The following is a 23,521-nucleotide window of genomic DNA, read 5'->3' as shown; positions in this document are numbered from 1 at the left end:
GATCGCGGTCTCCTCGGCCGGTCATTTCGGGATCAGTAACCGCTTTTCTTCTTGCATGCGAAGAGAAGATTTCGCACGGTGTCATCAGTCGATTGCTGGATCACTTCGAAATCCCCGTTGCACATGGCCCGGGCATTGTCCGTGCAATTGCTCCAGCCGCTGCCGGTGCATTGCACCTGTGTGGTCGGGCGCCCGTCCGAAGTGAACAGCGGCGCGCTGCCACCGCACCCGCCGAGCCCTGCAACCAGAGCCAACAACCCGGCCACCCGAGGCCACCGACAGACCGACGCAAGCATGTGTTTCATTATTCTTCCCGTCAACCATTTTTTGAATGTCGCGAGTATGCCATGCGCGGCCCTTCCGTCGTCAGTTCGGCGTGCGGCCCGGTTGCCCGCGCGCCTTGTACGGCAAGCTCCGGCGCGGATCGTCGGTGATACGAACGAACACCTGCTCGACGTCCGGAAGCGCCTCGAGTTCGCGTTGCAGCGCCAGCCGATCGAACGCCGTATCCGCGCATCCTTCGACATAGATGAAACGCCGCTGCACGGTGATCCACAGGCTCGTACCGTGCAGGCGATCGGAGCCTGCGAAGTGCGCCTTCGCGGCATCGGCGATCGGCGCGTCATACATATACGAATTCGGTTTCGTGCAGCGATGCGCGAGCCAGCAGGTGGTACCGCGTTCGGCGCGATAATGCGCGTCGTCCGTCATCTCGGCGCGGGTCATCCACGGGCCGAGCGGCAGCGGGCATTCGGCCAGGTCCTGCGACAGCGCGACGAACGGATCGTTGTACCAGTTGCGTCGCGCCTCGGGCACGTCCGCGTCGCCGGACTGCGCGAGCGCGGAGGTTGCCAGCAACAGGGTCAGCCAACCTGCGATACCGATCCGCTTCATCGTGCTCTCCTGTTCGATGCTTCAACTCCGGCCGCATCGGCGCCGCCGATCGGCCTACCGGTCGATGCCCAGCGCCGCCAGCTTCTTGTACAGCGTCGCACGGCCGATCCCGATGCGCGCGGCGGCTTCCACGACCTTGCCGTCACAGGCCGCCAGCGCGTCGATCAGGAACTGGCGCTCCCACGCAGCCAATGCATCGGCATACGAAGCGACCGGCGCACCGGATGCACCGGACGCGCCCCGCTCGACCGGCGCTGCGGCAACACGCTGCGCCGGCGATGCGCCGTCCGCCGATATGCGTACCGGCCCGAGGAACGGCGCGAGCGCACGCGCATCGATCACCGAACGGTCCGACAGCATCAGCGCGCGTTCGAGCGTATTGCGCAACTCGCGCACGTTGCCCGGCCACGGATACGCACACAGCATCCGCAGCGCGTCGTCGGTCAGCTCGCAGTGCGCGGCGCGTCCGTGCTGCGCGGCCAGTTCCTCGAGCGTCGCGTATACGAGCGCCGCGATGTCCGACGCCCGCTCGCGCAGCGGCGGTGCGTGGATCGTCAGCACATTGAGCCGGTAATAGAGATCCGCGCGAAAACGCCCGGCCTCCACGAGCGCCGGCAGGTCGGCCGACGTCGCGGCAATGATCCGGACGTCCGCGCGCACGATCCGGTTCGAGCCGACCGGCTCGAACTCCTTGTCCTGCAGCACGCGCAGCAGCTTGCCCTGCAACGGCAACGGCATGTCGCCGATCTCGTCGAGAAACAGCGTGCCGCGATCGGCCAGCTCGAACTTGCCGACGCGCCCCTTGCGGTCGGCGCCCGTGTACGCACCGGGCGCCGCGCCGAAGAATTCGGTTTCGAGCAGCGTGTCGGGAATCGCGGCGACGTTGACGGTCACGAGCGGCTGGAGCGCACGCGCCGAAGCCGCGTGGATCGCGTGCGCGAGCAGTTCCTTGCCGGTGCCCGTCTCGCCGAGCAGCAGCACCGGCGAATCGACCTGCGCGGCCCGCCGCGCCTGGCGCTTGGTTTCGAGGCTCGCGGCACTCGTGCCGACGAAGCTCGCGAACGTGTATTTCGCGCGGCGCGCCTGTGCGAGCGAGCGCTGCGTCGCGATCAGCTGCTGCTGAAGCTGCACGTAGCGGGAAAAGATCGGCGTAAGCGTCTTCAACTGGTCGAACAGCGCGAAGCCGATCGCGCCGACCGTCTCGCCGGCCTCGTTCTTCAGCGGCAGGCGCGTGACGACGAGCGGCTCGCGGCCCGTCTCCATGATGTCGAGCAGGATCGGCTGCCCGGTCGATACGACCTCGCGCATCAGGCTGTTCGGGATCACGGCCTCGCAGTCGAGGCCGACGGCCTGCTGCGGATCGGCGAAACCGAAGCGCGCCGCGTAACGCTCGTTCATCCACACGACGCGCGCGTCGCGATCGACGACCACCGTGCCCGCGCTCGAATCCTCGAAGGTCCGGAACAGCGACTCGGCGGCGCGCCGCAGCACGTCGCCGTAGTTGACGGGCAGGCGGGCCCAGTCGTTCATCATCGTGTCTTCGTCTCCATGTATTTTCGACCGGGCGTCTCCGGAACGAGACGGATTATCTCACTCTGGAGACACGCCACAACGGCTTGTCCGGGAAAGCCCTGCCCGATTTCACGAGCTGGCTGGATGGCCATAACGTCTCTAGAAGGAGACGTTTTCTGTAGAATCGTCAGACATGGACCGGCGCGGGCCCGCCGGTCTCCGCCGGACCCATGTCCGGCGGCGCAATCCGGCCGATGGCACGAAACCTGCACGAACCTGAGCCGGTCCGCGGCGCGTCGCGCGATCGAACAACAACCAAAGCCATTAGGAGACTCCCCTTGTCTTTCGTGATCGTCCTCGCCGCGCTGGCGTTCCTGATGTACGCCGCGTATCGCGGCTACAGCGTGATCCTGTTCGCGCCAATCGCCGCGCTCGGCGCGGTGCTCCTGACCGAACCCGCCGCCGTCGCACCGGTCTTCTCCGGCATCTTCATGGAGAAGATGGTCGGCTTCGTCAAACTGTATTTCCCGGTATTCATGCTCGGCGCGGTGTTCGGCAAGGTGATCGAACTGTCCGGGTTCTCCGAGTCGATCGTCCATGCGGCGATCCGCTACATCGGCCGCTCGCGCGCGAATGCGGTGATCGTCGCAGTGTGCGCGCTGCTCACCTATGGCGGCGTGTCGCTGTTCGTCGTGGTGTTCGCGGTCTATCCGTTCGCGGCCGAACTCTATCGCCAGAGCAACATTCCGAAGCGGCTGATGCCCGGCGCGATCGCGCTCGGCGCGTTCTCGTTCACGATGGATTCGCTGCCCGGCACGCCGCAGATCCAGAACATCATCCCGACCACGTTCTTCAAGACGACCGCGTGGGCCGCACCGGCACTCGGCACGATCGGCTCGCTGTTCATCGTCGTCGTCGGCCTCTCTTATCTGGAATGGCGCCGCCGCTCGGCGATGGCGAAGGGCGAAGGCTACGGCACGTCGCTCGTCAACGAGCCGGAGCGCGTCGAGGCGACGTCGCTGCCGCACCCGGCGCTCGCGATCCTGCCGCTGATCCTCGTCGGCGTGTCGAACTTCCTGTTCACGAAGCTGATCCCGCAGTGGTACGGCGCCGCGTCGTACACGGTCGCGCCGGACGTGCTGCCGGGCGTGCACACGCCGGTGACGACGTCGATCAAGACCGTCGTCGCGATCTGGTCGGTCGAGGCGGCGCTGCTGCTCGGCATCGTGCTGGTCGTGCTGACCGCGTTCAATCGCGTCAGCGATCGCTTCGCGGCCGGCTCGAAAGCCGCCGTCGGCGGCGCACTGCTCGCCGCGATGAACACTGCATCGGAATACGGCTTCGGCGGCGTGATCGCCGCGCTGCCGGGCTTCCTGGTCGTCGGCGATGCGCTGAAGAGCATCCCGAACCCGCTCGTCAACGCGGCCGTGTCGGTCAGCTCGCTCGCCGGCATCACGGGCTCGGCGTCGGGCGGCATGAGCATCGCGCTGGCCGCGATGTCGGACCTGTTCATCAAGGGCGCGCAGGCAGCCAACATTCCGATGGACGTGCTGCACCGGGTCGTCGCGATGGCGAGCGGCGGCATGGACACGCTGCCGCACAACGGCGCGGTCATCACGCTGCTCGCAGTCACGGGCCTCACGCACCGCGAGTCGTATCGCGACATCTTCGCGGTCACCGTCATCAAGACGCTCGCGGTGTTCTTCGTGATCGCGGTGTACTACACGACGGGGCTCGTATAAGCGCCTGCATGAGGCGGCGTTCCGTACGCCGCCTCCTGGCCTGCCGCATCATCGCGGCCGGCCTCTTCGAGCCCGACCCGCGTTACTCGATCGGACCGCATGCGAACCGGAACGGATTCCGGAGTTCGCATCCGGTCCGATTTCAATTCCCGCTCACCGGAGCCGGTCGGCTCCGCACCGCCGCGCGGCTCGCGTGTCGCGTCGCCCGTCACTCTTGTCAAGCCGACATCCAGCATCGCCCGCCACCGCCTGCCCATTGTTACCCGCAGCAAAACACTGCGTTGGGCGCGATCGCATTTTTCGCGCGCCCGCCCCGGCCTACACTGGTTTCAACGTCGCCCGGCGCTTCGACGAACGAAGCGCGGCGAATCACCGGAATCCTGGAGGTCCCGATCATGAAGCGCCTGATCCAAGCCGTTGCCATTGCCCTGGCCGTATCGGCCCCGCTCGCCGCGCAAGCGCAGTCGAACCAGCCGCTGACGCGCGCGCAGGTCCATGCCGAGGTGAAGGCGCTCAAGCAGGCCGGCTTCCAGTCGAGCGACTGGTTCTATCCGGCCAGCATCGTTTCCGCCGAAGCGAAGATTGCCCGTCAGCACGACGCCGGATACGGCAGCGATCGCGGCGCGTCGTCGGAGTCGGGCCGGTAATCTACCGTCCGGCCCGCTCGACGATGTGCGCGTGCGTCGTTACGCCTTCACGGGCTGGATCAGCTTCGCGCACGCCGCTGCCTGCGGATCGCCCGCGGGCAGTTTCCCGCATACGCCGTCGAACTGCTTCACGACCGACCGGACCGACGCATCGTGCGCGCCGCCGCTGCGCCAGCGGTTCAATTGCGTGACGACCTTCGTCAATGCGCGCAGGTTCGCGCCGTAGAACGCGTCCCGGGTCTTGTCGGCCTGTGCGAGCACGCTCGCGGCGATCCCTTCGATACGCGCCGAATCGTCCGGCGCCAGTTCGACCGCATTCGCAAAATAGGTCGCGCCCCAGCGCAGCTTCGTCGCCGGCCCGCTCGCCGAGTCGTATGCCTTGCGATACCAGTCGAGCGCCGCGGCCTTGTCGCCGCGCGCCTTCGCATTCGCGGCCAGCCCTGACATGAAGTAATACGGCGTCGACGAACGCGGCAGCTCGGCCTTCAGCAATGCATCCGACTCGTCGTACAGCCCCGCGTCGGTCAGCGTGTCCGCGCCTTCGCTGACGAGCGCCTGCCGTTCATATGCATTCGCGGCGCCCTGCACCGACGCGGCAATCTGCTTGCGCGCGGTATCGGCCAGCGCCGGCGCAGCGAGCGGCGCGCCCTTGCGCGCGTCGCCGCGCGCAAGCAGCACGCGGCCGTGCAGCGCCATCAGCCGGTCGATCGACGACAACGTGGTGTCGGCCGACAGGCGCGCGAGCGCCGTGTCGTACGCGCCGCGCAATTTCGCGCGCTGCGCTTCGTCGCCGCCGAGATACGCGACCACGCGCGCGGGCGCCGCGACCAGCACGTCCGAATCGGCCCGCGCCAGCGCGGGATCGTGCAGCACCGCGCGCAGCGAATCGGCGAGCGCCGCCTTGTCGAGCGCGCCGGCCTGCGCCGGATCGTCCGACGCGGCGACCACCGCCGACTTCAACGCAAACCGCGCCGATTCGGCCTTCGCGCCGGCCGCCCGCGCGCGTTGCGCGAGCGACTGCAGCGTCTCGGCGACACGATCGGCCGGCACCGGCAGTGCGCCGTCGGTGTCCCACGAATAGTCGGCCAGCAGACGCCATTCGTCCGGCGTCAGCGACGCGCCGTTCTTCAGCGCAGTCGCGAGCGTCTGCCGCACCGGATGCGCGGCCGTCATCCCGAGCGACAGCGCCTGCATGTAGCGGTCGAGATCGGCCTCGCCCGGCAGCCGCGTCACTTCGGTGCCGTCGGGGCGGAACAGGATCATCGTCGGATAGCCGTGCACCTTGAAACGCTCGCCGAGCTTCTGAGCGCTTTCGGTATCGCCGTCGAGATACACGGGCACGAAAAACGACGAGCGGGTCTTGAATGCCTGCTGGCTGAAAATGGTCGACTTCACCTGGTTGCACGACGGGCACCACACCGCGCCCCAGTAGAGCAGCAGCGGCTTGCCGGTGCGCTTCGCCAGCGCGAAGGCAGCATCGACATCGCCGTGCTGCCACGCGATGCCGGGCGGCAGATGCGCGCCTTCGGGCGACGCGCTCGCCACCGCGGCGCCCGAAGGCGCGGCAGCGGCAAACGCCGCACCCGCGGCGGCGAACAGGCAGGCGGCAGTCAGATTCCGGAGAGCGGTTTTCATCGAGGCAGGTTCCGTTGAAAGAGACGGTTGCGGGAAGATGTGTCGTGCGAAACGATGACCATGAAGCGATGTTCTTGAAACGATGAAACGCACCGGCGTGCGGCACGACGCACGCCGGAATGCAGCGGCGCATGGCACGCGCATCGAAGCGAAAAAAGCGCACGCCGGCCGGAGCGACCGGCAAATCGATCAACGATACGACCGGCGCAGCCCGCGGAAAACGAACGAATTCTCGAATGAATATGACGCGCGGCACCGTGGCCGCGCGTTCCGTCACGCCCGCGCCGGCCGGCCGTTCACTGCCGGCCCTTGATCCGCGCCATGTGATACACGGCCGCATGCACGCCGTCGCGCAATGCATAGCCCGGCGATTCGCCTTCGATCCGGAAACCGTGCTTCTCGTAGAGCGCGATCGCCGCGCGATTGTCAGTGAACACGGTCAACTCGAGGCGCGTGATGTTCAGCCAGTTTTCCGCGAGATCGATCGCGGCCGCGAGCAACCGGCTGCCGACGCCGCGCCCGTGACGGGCCGCGTCGACCATCATGCCGAGCCCCGCCGCATGGCGCCGACGCGGATTCGGCTCGAACTGCAGGCCGAGATGGCCGACCACCGCGCCGTCGATTTCGGCGACGAGGCTCACGCCGCGCTCGTGCGCGTTTTCGAGTCGCTTCCGCCATTTCTCTAGCGACGGAAACGGATACTGCAACGTATTCATGTACACCGCGGGATGGGCGGCGATCTGCCGGATCGCGTCGACGTCGTGCGTCTCGCTGTGCCGAATCTTGATGTCGGTCATGAGTGGGCCGGTCCGAAAAGTCGCGCCGGCGGCGCGGACTGCGCACACGCGCAGCGACGTTTCGAGCTTAGCCGATTTCATGCATTTGAAACATGGGCGACACGTCGTCGCGCGATGCCGTTGTATCTGCAACGACACACGATCACGCCGCAGGTCGCGATTCGGAAAAATATGACCGGTTCCGCATGCGGTGATCGGTAATTCCTTACCCTCTTCCGTCACGCATCGTGTCCTGAATAATCGTTGCGCACACAACGTCACGCGCACGACATGCGATGTCATTTCTTCATCACGTCGACGTCATGTCGGCTCCCTAGACTGGACCGACGTACTCGCACGCACACGCGTCGCGGCTCGTCCCGGGGGGACGACGCACGGGTGCATCCAGACGAAGTCACGAACGCTCCCACCATCACAGGATCCGAACGCCATGACGTCACGCCGCAAATTCCTTCAGCAGACGGCCACTTCCGGCCTCGCCGCCGCCGCGCTCGCCGCGTTTCCGCCGAGCATCCGCCGCGCGCTCGCCATTCCCGCGTTTCACGAAACGGGGACCATCAAGGACGTCAAGCACGTCGTGCTGCTGATGATGGAGAACCGCGCATTCGACAGCTACTTCGGCACGTTCAAGGGCGTGCGCGGCTACGGCGACCGCTTCGCGGTGCCGTCGCCGAACGGCCGCGACGTGTTCTACCAGACGTACACCAAGGCGACGCCCGCCACGACCTGCACGCCGTATCATCTCGACGCGAGCCAGGGCAACGCGCAGCGCGCGGGCGGCACGCCGCACGCGTGGGCCGATGCGCAGGCCGCATGGGATCACGGCCGGATGAACCGCTGGCCCGACGCGAAAACGCCGCTGTCAATGGGCTATTACGACGCCGCGGAAGTGCCGTTCCAGCGCGCGCTCGCCGATGCGTTCACGCTGTGCGACCACTACCACTGCGGGATGCACACCGGCACGATCGCGAACCGCCTGTTCTACTGGAGCGGCACCAACGGCCCGAACGGCATCAGCCCGGCCGACGGCAGCCGCGTGAAGATCGCCGCGCTGAACAACCAGTTCAACGGCGGCAACGACATCGGCCCGTCGAGCCAGGGCTGGACCTGGACGACCTATGCCGACCGGCTGCAGCAGGCCGGCGTGAACTGGAAGGTCTACCAGAGCCTGATCGACAATTTCGGCTGCAACGAGATGATGAGCTTCCGCCACTGGCGCGCGGCGATCGAGCAGATGCCGGCCGCGCGCCGGCCTGCGTACGTCGCGTCGACGGACATCACGCAGCCCGTGACGGCGGCCGGCGCGTTCTACGATCCGGCGATCGACGATCCGCTGAGCCCGCTCGCGAAGGGCTTCGGCAACACGATGCCGTACGGCTTTCTCGAAACGTTGCGCGACGACATCCGCAACGGCAAGCTGCCGGAAGTGTCGTGGATCATCCCGCCGTCCGCGTACAGCGAACACCCGGGACCGTCGAGCCCCGCGCAGGGCGGCTGGTACGTGCAGGCCGTGCTCGATGCGCTGACGGCGAACCCGGAGGTGTGGAGCAAGACGGTGCTGCTGGTCAACTTCGACGAGAACGACGGCTTCTTCGACCACATGCCGTCGCCGGCCATGCCGTCGCGCAACGCCGACGGCACGCTCGCGGGCGGCCACACGCTGCGGGACGCCGACGTCGCCGTCGAGTACCACGACTTCGCGCCGGCCACGTCGAGCCAGCCGGCGGCGGACGGCCGCCCGTACGGCCCCGGTCCGCGCGTGCCGATGTGGGTCGTGTCGCCGTGGAGCCGCGGCGGCTGGGTCAATTCGCAGGTGTTCGACCATACGTCGACACTGCTCTTCCTCGAGAAGCGCTTCGGCGTTGCCGAACCGCAGATCAGCGCGTATCGCCGCGCGGTGTGCGGCGACCTGACGAGCGCGTTCAACTTCCGCTCGCCGAACAACGAACCGCTGCCGACGCTCGCGGGCCATACGACGAAAAGCCAGGTCGACGCGCTGAGCGCCGCGCAGCAGGCCGCGCCGAAGATCGTGCCGCCGGCCGCGCCGGCGCTGCCCGCGCAGGCCACCGGCGTGCGCCCGTCGCGCGCGTTGCCGTACGAGCTGCATGCGAGCGCGCGCACCGATGCCGCCACCGGCACGGTCACGCTGAAGTTCGCGAACACGGGCCGCGCCGCCGCTGTGTTTCACGTCTATGACAAGCTGCACCTCGAGCGCCTGCCGCGGCGCTACGTCGTCGAGCCGGGCAAGACACTGCACGGCGACTGGGCCGCGCGCGCCGACAACAGCGGCAAATATGACCTGTGGGTGCTCGGCCCGAACGGCTATCACCGCCGCTTCACCGGCGACCTGAGCCGCCTGGCCGGCGCCCGCGCGCCTCGTCCGGAAGTGCGCGTCGGTTATGCGGGCGCGAGCGGCAACCTCCACCTGCGGCTGCGCAACGACGGCGGCGGCACGGTGCGCTTCACGGTGAAGTCGAACCAGGTCTACGGGCCGCTGCCCGGCCGCGGCGCGAACGACGATCGCGGTCACGGCCACGGCAACGAGGACGGCAACAACCAGGGCCACTATTACGGCAATGGCAACGGCACGGGCACCACGTGGACTGTCACGGTGCGCGCCGGCGACCAGTCCGAGCTGCACTGGAAGCTCGACTCGACCGGCCACTGGTACGACTTCATCGTCACAGCCGACAGCGACGCGAGCTTCTCGCGGCGCGTGGCCGGCCGCGTCGAAACGGGCCGCCACTCGGTCAGCGACCCGGCGATGGGGCTGGCCGACCGCTTCTGACGCCGCCGCGGCGATGCGGCGACGCGTGTTGCACCGCGTGTCGCCGCCCGCGCCGGCGCGGCCGGGAACGCCGGTCAGGCGCCGGCCCCGGCCGCGCGCGATCCGGCTGAAACGCCCGCCCGGCGCGGGTCAAACATCAGAAGGATGTGCGGTACAACCCTCATTTCACCCCAACGAAAATGCTCCGTGTTGCGGCCCGTTCGCGTTAAACTGCGGCAAGCTGTATTCAACAAACACATCTTCGCCGTTACGGCACCCACGACACGAGGATAGGTTCGATGCGCACAACCGGCTCATCCGGGGCAATGACCCTGCTCACCGAACACGACGCGGCCGACGGTCGCCAACTGCGGTCGCTCCGGCTCGAAGCAACCGGCGACGGCAAGAGCGTGTTGCTGATCGAGATCGACGAACGCAAGCCCGGCATCCACCGCGAGGTCCGCTACGAGATCACGCCGGCCGAACTGATCGCGGCGATCCGCTCGCACGGCGCCGAGCTGCCCGGCGAAAACCATGGCGCCGCGTCGCTTGCCCGCACTCCCTCCTGATTTCGCACGGTGAGCCGCGCGCAACGCGCCGGCTCACCGGCATTCCCCTGCCGCCGTCAGGCGCTTTGCGTCATTCCCGCCGCTGTCTTGAAAATGGCCGATAATCGGCCCATCTGCGTTTCCTGCCCACGCATTTCCTTCTCGGCCAGCCGTCATGCTCCTCCGTGACCTCGTCGCCCAGTACGGGCCGCTTCTCGTGTTCGCCAACGTGCTCGCGGCGGCCATCGGCCTGCCGGTGCCCGCGATGCCGACGCTCGTGCTGTTCGGGGCGATGTCCGCGATGCATCCGGCGATGATCGGCTCGCAGCTCGTGACGGTAGTCGCGCTGTCGGTGCTCGGCGCACTGATCGGCGACACCGTCTGGTACGTCGCCGGGCGGCGTTACGGCGGCACGACGCTGAAGACGATCTGCCGGCTGTCGCTGTCGCGCGATACCTGCGTGCGCAAGACCGAGCGCTTCTTCGGCCGCTACGGCGTGCGCGTGCTCGCCGTCGCGCGCTTCATCCCCGGGCTGTCGCTCGTGTCGGTGCCGATGGCCGGCGCGCTCGGCACACGCTATCGCACGTTCGCCGGCTACGACGCGCTCGGCGCCGCGGTGTGGACCATCGTCGGGCTGGTGGCCGGAATCGTGTTCTACCGGCAGATCGACTGGCTGTTCGCCGGCGCGAGCCACCTCGGCCGCGCGGTGCTGCTGGTCATCGTCGCGCTGCTGGCGATCTATGCGGCCGTGCGCTGGATGCGCCGCCGCGCGCTGATCCGCCAGCTCGCGAACGCACGGATCGGCGTCGACGAACTCGACCTGCTGCTGCGCGACGCCACCGCGCCGGTGGTGCTCGACGTGCGCTCGCCCGAGCACCGCAAGCTCGACCCGTTCACGATTCCCGGTGCGCAGTTCGCCGACGAGCGGCAGATCGGCGACATCGCCGCGCGCTATCCGCTCACGCAGAAGTTCGTCGTGTTCTGCTCGTGTCCGAACGAAGTGACGGCCGCGCTGATGGCGAAGCGCCTGCTCGACGCAGGCTTCACCGATGCGCTCGCGCTGCGCGGCGGCCTCGACGCATGGCGCGATACGGGCCGCCAGCTCACGTCGCTCGCGGAAGAGATACCCGCCGCGAACGATCCGGTCGCGGGGCTGCACAAGCCGGCCTGATCGCACTGCTCGCAGGCCGGCCGCGCGATGCGGGGGACTGGCGCCCCCCTTCGATCAGAACGCGTGCAGCGGCAGGTTCACGACCAGACGGTACTCGGTGTTGGTCGCATCCGAGTAGTGCGCCGAGCCGTTGTGCCACATCGCGATGAACGTGACCTTCGTGTCCTTCAGCTTGCCGCTCTGGAACGTGTACGACGGGATGAAGCCGAACTCGTGGTGACGGCCCTGCACCGGCGCGCCGTTGCTCCAGTAGATGCTCGACTTGCTCGGGTCGTTCGCCGCGCCCGCGCTGCCGTCCGCACCCCAGCCCGTCACGCCCCAGACCATTGCCTTAAAGCCCGGCAGGCCCGCTTCCTTGCCGTAGAACGTGTAACGCAGCTGCAGCGACTTTTCGTGCGGCGCGTTGTAGTCGACGTCCATCGAGTTGGTCAGGAAGATGCCGTTCGTTTCGTTCAGATAATCGAAGAACTGGTCGCCGAGCACCTGCTGGAAGCCGAGCAGCAGCTCGTGCGGGCCGTGCTGCGCGGCCACCGACAGGCTGTATGCGTTGTTGTCGATCTTGCCCTGCAGTGCATCGCCCGTGTCGTGCGTCGAATAGACGTTGCCGAAGCCCGTCCACTTGATCGTCTGCGGGCTGCCGATGCTGTGCTTCACCGAGGCGTAGTACTGGTGCCACACGTCGTCGGCCTGGTTCGCGTACAGCGCGACTTCGCCGTTCGGCGAGTAATCCCACGTGCCGCCGACATACGACAGGCGATTGATGCGCGTGCCGCCGTATTGCGTCGTCAGGTTGGTGAGCGTCGTATGACCGCGCGCGTCGGTCTTCGTGAAGCTGCCGGCCTCGAGCATCACGTTCTTGAATTCATTGCTGACGATCGTCGCACCGAGGAACGTCGGCGGCAGAGCACGGTTGTCGTGCTGCTCCATGAACGGGTTGTCGACGGCCTGCAGACCGTACTTGACCACCGTGTTCGAGATGCGCGCCTTGATGTCGTAGATGCCGGGGTAGGCCCACGCGAGCTGGTTGCCGCCGCCGCCGCCCTTCGCGATGTGCACCATGCTGCCGGCGCCCTGGCCGCCGTCGAGCTTCAGTGCCGCATACAGCGACGCGTCGAAGCCGATACCGATCAGGCCCGTCGTATAACCCGACTCGAAGTTCGCCATCGCGCCCTGGACCCACGCGTGGCGATGCGGGCCGCCCTTGCTGTCGAGCACGTCCGCATAGTTGCGGAACAGGAAGTCGAGATGGCTGTCGGCGATGAAGCCCTTCGACTTCGACTGGGCCGACGGTTCGTCGGGCGGCGTGACGGCCTGGGTCGCCTCGGCGTTGATGACGGCGTTCGGGGTCGTTGCCTGCGCAACGGCCGTGCCCGTGCCGGCGGCCGGCGCGGCCTGCGCGACCGTCAGCGGCGCGGGGGCTGCGTCGTCGGCGTGCGCGACGCCCGTCAGCGAGACGCCGGCGAGTGCCGGCAGTCCCCATGCAAGCAGCATCTTCGATGCCGTCCCGATCGTCTTCTGCTTTTTCATCGTGATTCTCGTCTTGTGTTGATATCGTCCACGCCGGTTGCGATCCGCTCCCGGCCCCCCGGCGTGCCCGGCTAAGGACGCGCCTGTACCCGCGGCGCGAAGATCGTTCGCGCCGTACCTACCCCTGTTGACCTGCCTGGTTTTATTTGATGCGTTACTTCAAATCACGCCGCGCCCGCGCGGATGCACGCGACACGCGCCGCCGACCCCTGCCGTACTTCCGGCAGCGGCACGTCCTGCGCGCACGCGTCGATCGCGACCGGGCAGCGCGTGCGGAACGCGCAGCCCGACGGCGGGTTGAGCGGCGAGGGCATCTCGCCCGCCAGCAGCATCGGACGGCGAGCACGCTCGCGCGCCGGCTCCGGCGTCGGCGCCGCATCGAGCAGCGCCTTCGTGTACGGGTGCTGCGGCACGCCGTACACGTCATGCCGCGTGCCGAACTCCATCACGCGGCCGAGATACATCACGAGCACACGCTGGCTGATCGCCTTCACCACGGCGAGATCGTGTGCAACGAACAGATAGGACAACGACAGTTCGCGCTGCAGGTCACGCAGGAGGTTTACGATCTGCGCCTGGATCGACACGTCGAGCGCCGAGACAGGTTCGTCGCAGATCACGAGCTTCGGCTCGCCGATCAGCGCGCGTGCGATGCCGACCCGCTGGCACTGCCCGCCGGAGAATTCGTGCGGATAACGCAGCAGGTGATGCGCGTTCAGGCCGACGCGTTCGAGCATCGAGACCACGCGACGGCGCACTTCGGTGCGGCCGAGGCCGGCCTGGTGCGTGACGAGCGGCTCGGCGACGACCTGCTCGATCGTCATGCGCGGATCGAGCGATGCGAGCGGATCCTGGAAGATCATCTGCACTTCGCGCCGCATCGCGTTACCGCGCAGGTGATCGGGCGCGACGGCTTCGCCGCGCCATTTCACGGTGCCGGCCGTCATCGGCACGAGGCCGATCAGCGCGCGCGCGAGCGTCGACTTCCCGCAGCCCGATTCGCCGACGAGCCCGACCGTCTCGCCGCGCTTCACGTCGAACGACACACCGTCGACCGCGCGCAGCGTGCCCTTCGGCGACCACGGATAGCCGCCGAGCGGCACGCGGAAATGCACCTTCAGATCGTCGACGGACAGCAGCGTGTCGTCCGTCGCGCCGGCATTGCGGCTTTCATTGACGCTCATCGCAGACCTCCCGCCAGATCGGCCACCGGGCGGTGGCATGCGCGCACCGCGCCCACGGCGCCATAAGTTTCGAGCGCGGGGCGCGCGACGCCGCAGCGTTCTTCCGCATACGTGCAGCGCTTTGCGAACGCGCAGCCGGCCGGCGCGGTGCCGGGCATCGGCGGGTTGCCGGGAATCGCGACGAGCGGCGCGTCGTCCGCGTCGGTCAGGCGCGGCAGCGCGTTGAGCAGGCCGATCGTGTAAGGATGCGACGGCGCCGCGAAGATCGAATCGGCCGGCGCGTATTCGACGGTGCGGCCCGCATACATGACCATCACGTCGTCCGCGAGGCCGGCGACCACGCCCATGTCGTGCGTGATCAGCACGATCGCGGTGCCGCGCTCGCGGTTCAACTCGCGCAGCAGGTCGATGATCTGCGCCTGCACGGTCACGTCGAGCGCGGTGGTCGGCTCGTCGGCGATCAGGATTTCCGGCTCGGACAGCAGCGCCATCGCGATCATCACGCGCTGGCGCATGCCGCCCGAGAACTCGTGCGGATACATGCGGATGCGGCGCGCCGCGTCGGGAATGCGCACCGATTCGAGCGCCTCGATCGCGCGCTTGGTCGCTTCCTTGCGCGACAGCTTGCGATGCAGCTGCAGCGTCTCGGTCATCTGCCGCTCGATCGTCAGGAACGGATTGAGCGACGTCATCGGATCCTGGAAGATCATCGCGATCCGGTCGCCGCGCACCGCGTTCAGCGCGCGCGTATCCATCTCGAGCAGGTTGTCGCCGCGGTAGCGCGCGGTGCCGGTCGTCGTGCCGTTGCCGGCCAGCAGGCCGAGCAGCGCCATCACGGTCTGGCTCTTGCCGGAGCCCGATTCGCCGACGATGCCGAGCGTCTTGCCGGCTTCGAGCGAGAACGACACGCCGCTCACGGCGTCGATCGGCGGCGCGTCCTTGCGCGTGAAGCGCACGCCGAGGTTGTCGACTTCGAGTAGTGCACCCATCTCAGCGATCCTTCGGGTCGAGCGCGTCACGCAGGCCGTCGCCAACGAAGTTCACGCAGTAGAGCGTCACGCACAGCATGACGGCCGGGGCCAGCAGCAGCCACGGCATCGATTCCAGTTTCTGCGCGCCGTCCTGAATCAGCACGCCCCAGCTCGTCATCGGTTCCTGCACGCCGAGGCCGAGGAACGACAGCACCGATTCGGTCAGCACGATGTTCGGCACCGAAACAGTTGCATACACAACGACGACGCCAAGCAGGTTCGGCACGACGTGGCGCAGCACGATCGACGCCGGCGTCACGCCAATCGCGCGCGCCGCATCGACGAACTCGCGGCTTCGCAGCGACAGCGTCTGGCCGCGTACGACACGCGCCATGTCGATCCACGAGAACGCGCTGATGGTCAGCACGACCAGCATGAACGAGCGGCCGAACAGGGTCATCATCAGGATCGCGATCAGCAGGTACGGGATCGCGTACATCATGTCGACGATGCGCATCATCACGGAGTCGACGCGGCCGCCCGCGAAGCCCGCGGTCGCGCCCCACGCGACGCCGAACAGGCCCGACACGAGCGTGCCGAGCAGGCCGACCTCGATCGACACGCGGCCGCCGATCAGCGTGCGCACGAGCAGGTCGCGGCCGAGCTCGTCGGTGCCGAACCAGTGCTGGTTCGTCCACGTCGGCGGGAGACTGATCGAGCCCCAGTCGCTTGCGGCGGGATCGGCCGCGAGCACCCACGGGCCGACGAAGCACGTGATCGTGATCAGTGCGAGCAGCACGAGGCTGAACACGGCCGCGCGGTTGTGAAGGAAACGCGCCATCGCAAGCGCGAGCGGCGAGCGCGAACGCGGCGGCGAGTCGGTCTGCACGGGCAGGCCGACGACGGGAGTAGTCGGAGTCATCGCAGTGCCTCGCTCAATAACGGATGCGCGGATCGAGCCACGCGTACGCGAGGTCGACCAGCAGGTTGAACAGCACCGCGCAGACGGTCGTCAGCACGACGAGGCCGAGCACCAGCGTGTAGTCGCGGTTGATCGCGCCGTTCACGACGAGCTGCCCGAGCCCAGGCAGCGCGAACACCGATTCGGTGACGACGGCTGCGGTGATCGACGAGATGCAGACCGTGCCGAACAGCGAAACGACCGGCATCAGCGCAGGCTTCAGCGCGTGGCGCAGCACGATCGTCGAGCCCGGCAGGCCTTTCGCGCGCGCGGTGCGGATGTAGTTGCTCGACAGCGTCTCGATCATCGAGCCGCGCATCACCCGCGCGAGCAGCGACATGTTGATGAAGGTCAGCAGCACGATCGGCAGCAGCCGGTACTGCCAGCCGCCGTCACCCCAGCCGCCCGCCGGCAGCCAGCCGTTGCCGGCCGAGGTTTTCAGCAGGATCGCGAAGATCCACACGAGCACCGGGCCGAGCACGAACGGCGGCACGACGTTGCCGATGTTGCCGATCAGCATCACGATGCGGTCGACGAAGCTGTCGCGGCGCACGGCCGCGACTGTGCCGAGCAGCACGCCGAGCCCGATCGAGATCGGGATCGACACGCCGCCTACGCCGAGACTCACCGGCAGCGCCTTGCGCACGAGATCGTTCACGGACCAGTCGACATAGCGAAACGACGGACCGAGATCGCCGTGCAGCAGCGCGTCGAGATACAGCAGGTACTGCTTCCACAGCGGCTGGTCGAGGTGGTACTTCGCGTTCAGGTTCGCGAGCGTTGCCGCGGAAAGCTGCTTCTCCGTATCGAACGGGCCGCCGGGCGTGAAGTGCAGCAGCAGGTAGCAGACGGTGACGACCGCGAGAATCGTCGGCACCGCCCACAACGTGCGTCTCAGTGCGTAGGCCAGCATGATCGCTCCGCTCAGTGCTTGATCAGGTACATGTCCTGCGAAGCACGCATGTCGATCACGTTCTTCAGCGAGTAGCCGCCCACATAGGGCTTCACGAGACGGTCGGCCGAGTACTGGAACAGCGGCACCATCGGCGTGTCGTTCAGCGCGAGGTCGTGTGCCTGCGTGAGCAGCGCGGCACGCGCCTTGTCGTCGAGCTTCTGGTTGCCTTCGTCGACGAGTGCGTCGGCCTGCTTGTTGCAGTAGCCGACGGTGTTCTGCGCGCTGCCGCAACGCAGCAGGTCGAAGAACGTCATCGCGTCGTTGTAGTCGGCGAACCAGCCGTCGCGCGCGATCTGCACCTTGCCGTCATGCCGCTCCTTCATCAGCACCTTGAACTCGACGTTCTCGAGCTTGGTGTTGATGCCGAGCTTCGTGCGCCATTCCGACGCGGCGAACAGCGCGACCTTCTTGTGCAGGTCGTTGGTGTTGTAGGTCAGCGTGAACGACAGCGGCTTCGCATCCGAGTAGCCGGCCTGCTTCAGCAGGTTCTTCGCCGTCTCGACGCGCTTGGCCATCGGCCACGACGCCCAGTCCGGCATGAACGGCTGCACGCCCTTCGTGCCGTTCGGCATCAGCCCGTACATCGGCTTCTCGCCGGCCTGCGTGAGCTTCGAGGTCAGCACCTCGCGATCGAGCACCATCGACAGCGCCTGGCGCACGCGCTTGTCCTTCAGCGCCGGATCGCTGTTGTTCAGGTAGTAGTAGTACGTCGCGAGTTGCAGGCCCTGGCGCAGTTCGCCGCCGAACTGCTTGCTGACCTGCTGGAAGATCCCCGACGGAATCGAGTAGCTGTAGTCGATCTGGCCGGCCTGGTACATGCGCATCGCGGTCTCGTCGCTTTCGATCGGCAGGTACGTGACCTTGTTGATCACGACCTTCGGCGCGTTCCAGTATTTCGCGTCCTTCGAGATCACGATGCGGTTGTTCGGCTGCCAGTCGACCAGCTGGAACGGGCCGTTGCTGACGATGTTGCCCGGGCGCGTCCACGCGTCGCCGAGCTTCGTCACCGTGTCCTTGTTCACCGGCGCGAGCGGCACCATCGCGGTCAGCTCCGGGAAGAACGCGACGGGCACGTCGGTCGTCACCTCGAGCGTGTACGGGTCGACGGCGCGCACGCCGAGCGTCGACGGCGCAGCCTTGCCGGCGATGATGTCCTTCGAGTTCTTCACGAACTCGACGAGGATCGTGTATTTCGAGCCCGTCTTCGGATCGACGAGGCGCTGCCACGCATAGACGAAATCGGCGGCCGTCACCGGTTGGCCGTTGCTCCACTTCGCGTCGTGGCGAAGCTTGAAGATCCACGTCTGCGGCGTCTTGCGCTCCCACGACAGCGCGACGCCCGGCACGACCTGGCCGGCCGCATCGATGCGGGCGAGCCCTTCGAACAGGTCGAGGCCGATCGTGTTGCCGGTCCACGATTCGATGTGCGCGGGGTCGAGCGACTCGACCTCGGCAGGCACCTGTCGCGTCAGGTCCTGCTGAGGAGCGAGCGCGACGTTCGACGGAACGGTAACGGCGTGGGCGACGGGCGTCGTCAGGGCGAGCGCGGCCAGCACGGCCGACATGGCATGCAAGGATTTCATCGTGGCAGTCTTGAGAAAGTGGGTTCGGTGAGCGTCGCGCGGCGAATGCCGCGGATTACGCGTGAGACGCTGACGGGTGCAGCGATCGAGGAGGCCCGTGATTCCCGTATTTCATCTTAGTATTCCTTACGTTTCTTTCGACAGGCATCCCGTCTTGGAAACGAAGGAATACCTGTGCGTTAGAACAGCCTCGGCGTACCGACCCAGACCACCACCGACTCGATCTTCGCGGTGTTGACCCAGCTGTGCGGGACCGTCGACTGATAGTGCGAACTGTCGCCGGCCTGCAGGACGAACGTCTTGCCTTCCAGCGTCAGAGACACTTCCCCTTCAATCACATACAGGAACTCTTCTCCTGCATGTGTCGTCACTTCCGACCGCTTCTGCCCCGGCGGCAACCTCACGAGGATCGCCTCGAGCTGTCGCCCTTCGGATACGTTCGTCAGCCGCGCGAACAGGTTCGCCGAATCGGCAAACCCGAAGAAGCGCAACTGCTCGCCTCGGCAGACCGAGCGTTCCTCGCTCGGCGTATCCACGAAGTACTGCACCGTCACACCGAGCGCGTGCGCGATACCGGCCAGCGACGTCAGTGACGGCGACGCGAGCCCGCGCTCGACTTGAGACAGAAACGGCTTCGAAATCCCCGCGGCGGTAGCGGTGTCGTCGAGCGTGCGCTTGAGTCGTTGGCGCAACGCGCGAATCTTGCTGCCCAGTACGGCGGCAGCGTCTGCTGACCGCGAGTTTTCAGTGGGGGGAACCATAGCAGGCCGAAAAGTGATCGTCAAAAAATGTTTGATGGAAAATAACTAAGTTAGATCGATATAGCTTAGTCTTCAGGTTCGCACACGCCTTCGGTGTTGAGCCCGGCGCACTAAACAGGGCACGAAGCGAGCGAAACGACGCGCTATCTTGCCAGACTCGCCGGCTTCACAGGCAAGCTGCAAGCGGCTCTCCGGGAATCTTCGGAGGGCCCGCCCAGAAGTTTACAAATAGATGATGAGACGAATCTTCCTGAAAGTTGCTGCCATATCGGGAGTTTCCCTTAGTGGCGCATACCGGACGCACCGGACCGGCGAACGTTACCATCCGCGCGCCGGTCGGGGCCGTTCCCCGCCTCATCGGGCGGTGTTCGCTCCCGGCCCGGGCTAACCGCCCGACTGTTCCATCGCCGATGCCAAGCCTACCCGGCCCATTGTGCACAGGCGCCAGTTAGACCCAAGACGACGCGTGATCCGTGCCGTCCGTTTCAACCGAGATTGATGATGCATTCACCTGTTTCACAAACCCGATCGTTCACGACGGTCTTCCTCATCGAAATGTGGGAGCGCTTCGGCTACTACGGCATGGCCGCGCTCCTGGTCCTCTTCATGGTCGACCGGCTCGGTTTCACCGACAGCCATGCGAACCTGACCTGGGGTGCGTTCACCGCGCTCGTCTATGCGGCACCGTCGATCGGCGGCTGGATCGGCGACAAGGTGCTCGGCGCCCGCCGCACGATGATCATCGGCGCGGCCGTGCTGTGCGCCGGCTACCTGATGCTCGCGGTACCGAACGATCACCTGACGTACATGTACGCGTCGCTCGGCGTGATCGTCGTCGGCAACGGCCTGTTCAAGGCCAACGCGGCGAACCTCGTGCGCCGCATCTATGAAGGCGACGATGCGCGCATCGACAGCGCGTTCACGATCTACTACATGGCGGTCAACATCGGCTCGACGGTGTCGATGCTCGCGACGCCGTGGATCAAGGATCACTGGGGCTGGCACGCCGCGTTCGCGGTCTGCTGCGGCGGCATGCTGCTCGCGATCCTCAACTTCATGCTGATGCACCGCACGCTCGCGCATGTCGGCTCGCAGCCGGACGAACAGCCGATCCGCTGGAAGCGCCTCGGCGCGGTCGCGGCAGGCGGCGTCGCGCTCGCGCTGATCACGCTGTACGTGCTGCAGCACAAGCAGCTCGCGGTCGCCAGCGTGTGGACGGCAGCGTTCGCGATCCTCGCGATCTTCGCGTACATGATCGCGAAGTCGGAGCGCTCGGAACGCGCGGGCCTGATCGCGGCGCTCGTGCTGATCGGCCAGGTGATCCTGTTCTTCATCTTCTACGTGCAGATGTCGACGTCGCTGACGCTGTTCGCGCTGCGCAACGTCGATCCGCGCTTCATCCTGTTCGGCACGACGCTGTTCACGTGGAGCGCCGCGCAGTTCCAGGCGCTGAACCCGATCTGGATCATGCTGCTGAGCCCGGTGCTCGTGTGGGTCTACAACGCCGTCGCGAAGGGCGGCCGCGACCTGCCGGTCGCCGCGAAGTACGCGCTCGGCTTCGGCGCGGTCGCCGCGGGCTACCTGGTGTTCACGATCAGCGGCCGCTACGCGGTCGACGGCCGCGTGTCGTCGTGGTTCATGGTGTGGGGCTACGGCCTCTACTCGCTCGGCGAACTGCTGGTGAGCGGCCTCGGCCTCGCGATGATCGCCCGCTACGTGCCGGCGCGCATGAGCGGCTTCATGATGGGTGCGTATTTCGTCGCGACGGGCGTGTCGCAGTATCTCGGCAGCGTCGTCGCGAACTTCGCGCAGATGCCGTCGCACGAGCTGCCGGCCACCGAATCGCTGCCGCTCTACCTGTCGCTGTTCGAGAAGCTCGGCTGGCTCGCCGCGATCGGCATGCTGCTCGCGCTGCTGCTGCTGCCGCTGATGAACCGCCTGTCGCGCCAGCATCAGCGCTGTGCGGAAGAGCGCCGCGAGGAGGCGCTGCAGGCGCAGGCCGTCACCGCGGCCCAGTAAGTACTATCCCTTGGCGTGCGGCATGCACGCCACATTCCCCTGCCGGTTGCGCGATCGCGTCCTACACTGGTGGAAACGCATCCGATCCGTCGCGATGCGCACTGGCGGGAGAAGATCATGAAAAGCAAGACCACGCGGCTGCTGAGGATACTGTCGGACATCCGGCACGCTCAGCGCTGCACCGCGATTCGCGCCGCCCGCGCCGCAGCCGAAGCCGACGCGGTACTCGCGGAGCACGACGACCCGGCGCCGGACGACCGCGACGACGCCGAATCCGACGACGCAACCGCCGTTCCCCGCTCCCGTATCGGCTCACCTCACTGACGCCGTGCGGCACGTTGCGTGCCGCACGCGCCTCTTCCCGCGCCGCTCATGCGGCCGCACTACGCCACCGCGCGATCCACGTTCCCGAACCGGCCACGGCCATCATCAGCCCGAGCGCGCATGCGTCGGCCACGAGGCCCACGCCGACGTGCCGCAGATCGGCGCCGTGCGCGACCGGGTGCAGCAGCGAATCGATGACGAGCGAAATCGCCGCGCCCGCGACGAAGCAGATCAGCCCGCGCTGGCCGATCGCGACGACGGGTTGCACGCCCTGCGCGATCCGCGCGATCCAGCCGTAGCGCACGCAATCGGCCATCAGCCACGCGACGGCCGCGAAGCTCACGACGCGCGGCAGCGCGAGATCGCGCTTGAGCACGCCTTCGGGCAGCGGCAGCCCGGAGAACAGCTTGTAGCTCGCACAGCCGAGCACGACCGCGCACGCGACGCCGGTCGCCGCGGCACCCCACCGCCCGAGCGCGATGCGCCGGTAGAACGGCTGGCAGCGCGCGAGCACGCCGGCGACGAACATCAGTTGCCATGCAAACGGGTTGAAGCTCCAGCGGAAGCCGTCGGTATCCAGCAGTTCGGGGCCGAGCCAGCCCGCCGCCAGCCACGACGCGACGCCGAGCGCGACCAGCAGCCACGGATGGCGGCGCGCGAACGGCACGAGCACCGGCGACGCGAGCGCGAACAGCACGTACATCGGCAGTACCGACGCGAGATACGGCTGGCGCTGGAACGTCAGCAATTCGGCGAGGCCCGTGAGCGGCGAAGCAAGCATCACGCTGACGTCGTCGAGCGCGAGGTTCGGCGCATCGATCCCGTAGTGATCGAGCACGGCCGACACGACGAGCATCAGCGTCGACGTCGCGAGAAACGCGCGGTAGATCTGCATCGCGCGGCGCACGAACCGGCGCTGTGCGGCACGCGCGCCGTGCCGTTCGGCGATCGCGCCGTACGCGCTCGCGGTCGCGAAGCCGCCGAGAAAGACGAACACCTCGGCCGCGTCGCACAGCGCGAACGCGTGCAGCGTCACGCGCGACAGCACGCTCGCGCCGATGTGATCGACGACGATCATCAACAGCACGAGCCCGCGGAAGAAATCGACTTCGATCAGGCGGCCGCTGCGCGACGGCTGAACCGCGGCGGAAGACGGCATGCTCAACGACATGAGCGCACCTGCGCAACGGCGGCGCGACAGGCGCCGGGGAATGGATCGGGAATGAGAAGGCGAGCGCGATCAGCGGCGATGCGCGTATGCCCGCATCGCGCCAACCCGGCCGGCCAGGCACGGAGATGACCGTTCATTGGAAAGCTGCATACGAAGGGAAGTCGGTCAGGCCAGTCTAATGGCCGATCCGGGGAGACCCTAAGTAACAAAATGCAACCGAATCTTCTGTTCGATTACAAGCGTGAGACCGGCGACATGAAGCGGGCAGCGCCGCCAGAATCACGCCAGCGCGTCGCCAGTTTGCGGTCAGTATCGATGTGTTCGATCACGGTTCGACCGCTGTTCGATCGAC

The 23,521-nt window shown here is 67.0% G+C and carries 21 protein-coding genes; 8 read left to right on the top strand and 13 right to left on the bottom strand.

The window, feature by feature from the left end:
* Positions 1 to 32: 32 nt before the first annotated feature.
* The 3 genes from ACNQQL_RS05375 to ACNQQL_RS05365 form a co-directional block, all read right to left on the bottom strand.
* Positions 33 to 305 (bottom strand): hypothetical protein, encoded by a 273-nt coding sequence (locus ACNQQL_RS05375; protein ID WP_081938468.1) that lies wholly within the window; start codon positions 303 to 305, stop codon positions 33 to 35.
* 61 nt (positions 306 to 366) lie between these two features.
* The gene (locus ACNQQL_RS05370) at positions 367 to 894 is read right to left on the bottom strand and encodes a BON domain-containing protein (RefSeq protein WP_347063458.1); all 528 of its coding nucleotides are present in this window, start codon (positions 892 to 894) and stop codon (positions 367 to 369) included.
* Positions 895 to 948: 54 nt separating this feature from the next.
* Entirely contained in the window at positions 949 to 2,427 is a 1,479-nt protein-coding gene (locus ACNQQL_RS05365; RefSeq protein WP_347063457.1) for a sigma-54 interaction domain-containing protein, read from the bottom strand.
* A gap of 317 nt (positions 2,428 to 2,744) precedes the next feature.
* Between ACNQQL_RS05365 and ACNQQL_RS05360 the strand changes: the two genes are divergently transcribed.
* Together ACNQQL_RS05360 and ACNQQL_RS05355 are read left to right on the top strand one after the other, a co-directional pair.
* Positions 2,745 to 4,148 (top strand): GntP family permease, encoded by a 1,404-nt coding sequence (locus tag ACNQQL_RS05360; RefSeq protein ID WP_034181616.1) that lies wholly within the window; start codon positions 2,745 to 2,747, stop codon positions 4,146 to 4,148.
* 395 nt (positions 4,149 to 4,543) lie between these two features.
* Positions 4,544 to 4,795, top strand: coding sequence for a DUF4148 domain-containing protein (locus tag ACNQQL_RS05355; RefSeq protein WP_111020388.1), 252 nt, complete (start codon positions 4,544 to 4,546; stop codon positions 4,793 to 4,795).
* Between the two features lie 39 nt (positions 4,796 to 4,834).
* Here ACNQQL_RS05355 and ACNQQL_RS05350 read toward each other — a convergent pair whose 3' ends face one another.
* Positions 4,835 to 6,430, bottom strand: coding sequence for a thioredoxin family protein (locus ACNQQL_RS05350; protein WP_347063456.1), 1,596 nt, complete (start codon positions 6,428 to 6,430; stop codon positions 4,835 to 4,837).
* Positions 6,431 to 6,512: 82 nt separating this feature from the next.
* Here ACNQQL_RS05350 and ACNQQL_RS05345 point away from each other — a divergent pair, with 82 nt between their 5' ends.
* Positions 6,513 to 6,743: a hypothetical protein gene (locus ACNQQL_RS05345; protein WP_347063455.1), complete on the top strand. Its 231-nt coding sequence runs from the start codon at positions 6,513 to 6,515 to the stop codon at positions 6,741 to 6,743.
* On the opposite strand, the gene ACNQQL_RS05340 is transcribed toward ACNQQL_RS05345, so the two are convergent.
* Entirely contained in the window at positions 6,727 to 7,227 is a 501-nt protein-coding gene (locus ACNQQL_RS05340) for a GNAT family N-acetyltransferase (RefSeq protein WP_347063454.1), read from the bottom strand. The two genes, ACNQQL_RS05345 and ACNQQL_RS05340, sit on opposite strands and share 17 nt — an antisense overlap.
* Positions 7,228 to 7,657: 430 nt before the next feature.
* Between ACNQQL_RS05340 and ACNQQL_RS05335 the strand changes: the two genes are divergently transcribed.
* From ACNQQL_RS05335 to ACNQQL_RS05325, 3 genes are all read left to right on the top strand, one after another.
* On the top strand, positions 7,658 to 10,015 hold the full coding sequence (locus ACNQQL_RS05335) for a phosphocholine-specific phospholipase C (RefSeq protein WP_347063453.1): 2,358 nt from the start codon (positions 7,658 to 7,660) through the stop codon (positions 10,013 to 10,015).
* A gap of 278 nt (positions 10,016 to 10,293) precedes the next feature.
* Positions 10,294 to 10,563 carry a hypothetical protein gene (locus tag ACNQQL_RS05330; RefSeq protein ID WP_072440048.1) on the top strand — a complete coding sequence of 90 codons (270 nt, stop codon included), beginning with the start codon at positions 10,294 to 10,296 and terminating at the stop codon, positions 10,561 to 10,563.
* 154 nt (positions 10,564 to 10,717) lie between these two features.
* Positions 10,718 to 11,713: a DedA family protein/thiosulfate sulfurtransferase GlpE gene (locus ACNQQL_RS05325; RefSeq protein WP_347063452.1), complete on the top strand. Its 996-nt coding sequence runs from the start codon at positions 10,718 to 10,720 to the stop codon at positions 11,711 to 11,713.
* A gap of 54 nt (positions 11,714 to 11,767) precedes the next feature.
* Here the strand turns inward: ACNQQL_RS05325 and ACNQQL_RS05320 are convergent, their stop codons facing one another.
* The 7 genes from ACNQQL_RS05320 to ACNQQL_RS05290 all read right to left on the bottom strand — a co-directional run bounded on the left by ACNQQL_RS05320 (position 11,768) and on the right by ACNQQL_RS05290 (position 19,655).
* A complete protein-coding gene (locus tag ACNQQL_RS05320; RefSeq protein ID WP_347063451.1) occupies positions 11,768 to 13,240 on the bottom strand; it encodes an OprD family porin in 1,473 nt (490 codons plus the stop codon).
* Positions 13,241 to 13,404: 164 nt separating this feature from the next.
* Positions 13,405 to 14,424, bottom strand: a complete 1,020-nt coding sequence (locus ACNQQL_RS05315; RefSeq protein ID WP_347063450.1) for an oligopeptide/dipeptide ABC transporter ATP-binding protein — start codon at positions 14,422 to 14,424, stop codon at positions 13,405 to 13,407.
* On the bottom strand, positions 14,421 to 15,413 hold the full coding sequence (locus ACNQQL_RS05310) for an ABC transporter ATP-binding protein (RefSeq protein ID WP_347063449.1): 993 nt from the start codon (positions 15,411 to 15,413) through the stop codon (positions 14,421 to 14,423). The genes ACNQQL_RS05315 and ACNQQL_RS05310 overlap by 4 nt, the downstream gene beginning before the upstream one ends.
* Before the next feature lies 1 nt (position 15,414).
* Positions 15,415 to 16,317 carry an ABC transporter permease gene (locus ACNQQL_RS05305; RefSeq protein WP_072440038.1) on the bottom strand — a complete coding sequence of 301 codons (903 nt, stop codon included), beginning with the start codon at positions 16,315 to 16,317 and terminating at the stop codon, positions 15,415 to 15,417.
* Positions 16,318 to 16,330: 13 nt separating this feature from the next.
* Positions 16,331 to 17,269: an ABC transporter permease subunit gene (locus tag ACNQQL_RS05300; RefSeq protein WP_347063448.1), complete on the bottom strand. Its 939-nt coding sequence runs from the start codon at positions 17,267 to 17,269 to the stop codon at positions 16,331 to 16,333.
* 11 nt (positions 17,270 to 17,280) lie between these two features.
* On the bottom strand, positions 17,281 to 18,894 hold the full coding sequence (locus ACNQQL_RS05295; RefSeq protein WP_347063447.1) for a peptide ABC transporter substrate-binding protein: 1,614 nt from the start codon (positions 18,892 to 18,894) through the stop codon (positions 17,281 to 17,283).
* Between the two features lie 179 nt (positions 18,895 to 19,073).
* On the bottom strand, positions 19,074 to 19,655 hold the full coding sequence (locus ACNQQL_RS05290) for a cupin domain-containing protein (RefSeq protein WP_034181602.1): 582 nt from the start codon (positions 19,653 to 19,655) through the stop codon (positions 19,074 to 19,076).
* 498 nt (positions 19,656 to 20,153) lie between these two features.
* On the opposite strand from ACNQQL_RS05290, the gene ACNQQL_RS05285 reads away from it, so the two are divergent.
* Both ACNQQL_RS05285 and ACNQQL_RS05280 read left to right on the top strand, forming a co-directional pair.
* Positions 20,154 to 21,674, top strand: coding sequence for a peptide MFS transporter (locus ACNQQL_RS05285; RefSeq protein WP_072440034.1), 1,521 nt, complete (start codon positions 20,154 to 20,156; stop codon positions 21,672 to 21,674).
* A 117-nt stretch (positions 21,675 to 21,791) separates the two neighbouring features.
* Complete coding sequence (locus tag ACNQQL_RS05280; protein ID WP_105390636.1) at positions 21,792 to 21,998, top strand: hypothetical protein; 207 nt, start codon at positions 21,792 to 21,794, stop codon at positions 21,996 to 21,998.
* A 46-nt stretch (positions 21,999 to 22,044) separates the two neighbouring features.
* On the opposite strand, the gene ACNQQL_RS05275 is transcribed toward ACNQQL_RS05280, so the two are convergent.
* On the bottom strand, positions 22,045 to 23,169 hold the full coding sequence (locus tag ACNQQL_RS05275) for an OpgC domain-containing protein (protein WP_347063446.1): 1,125 nt from the start codon (positions 23,167 to 23,169) through the stop codon (positions 22,045 to 22,047).
* Positions 23,170 to 23,521 lie beyond the last annotated feature (352 nt).

This window comes from Burkholderia sp. LFS061 (genome assembly GCF_047978125.1).
Lineage (GTDB): Bacteria > Pseudomonadota > Gammaproteobacteria > Burkholderiales > Burkholderiaceae > Burkholderia > Burkholderia pyrrocinia_C.
Note: the sequence above shows the minus strand (reverse complement) of the source record. Positions and strands in the feature narration are given on the sequence as shown.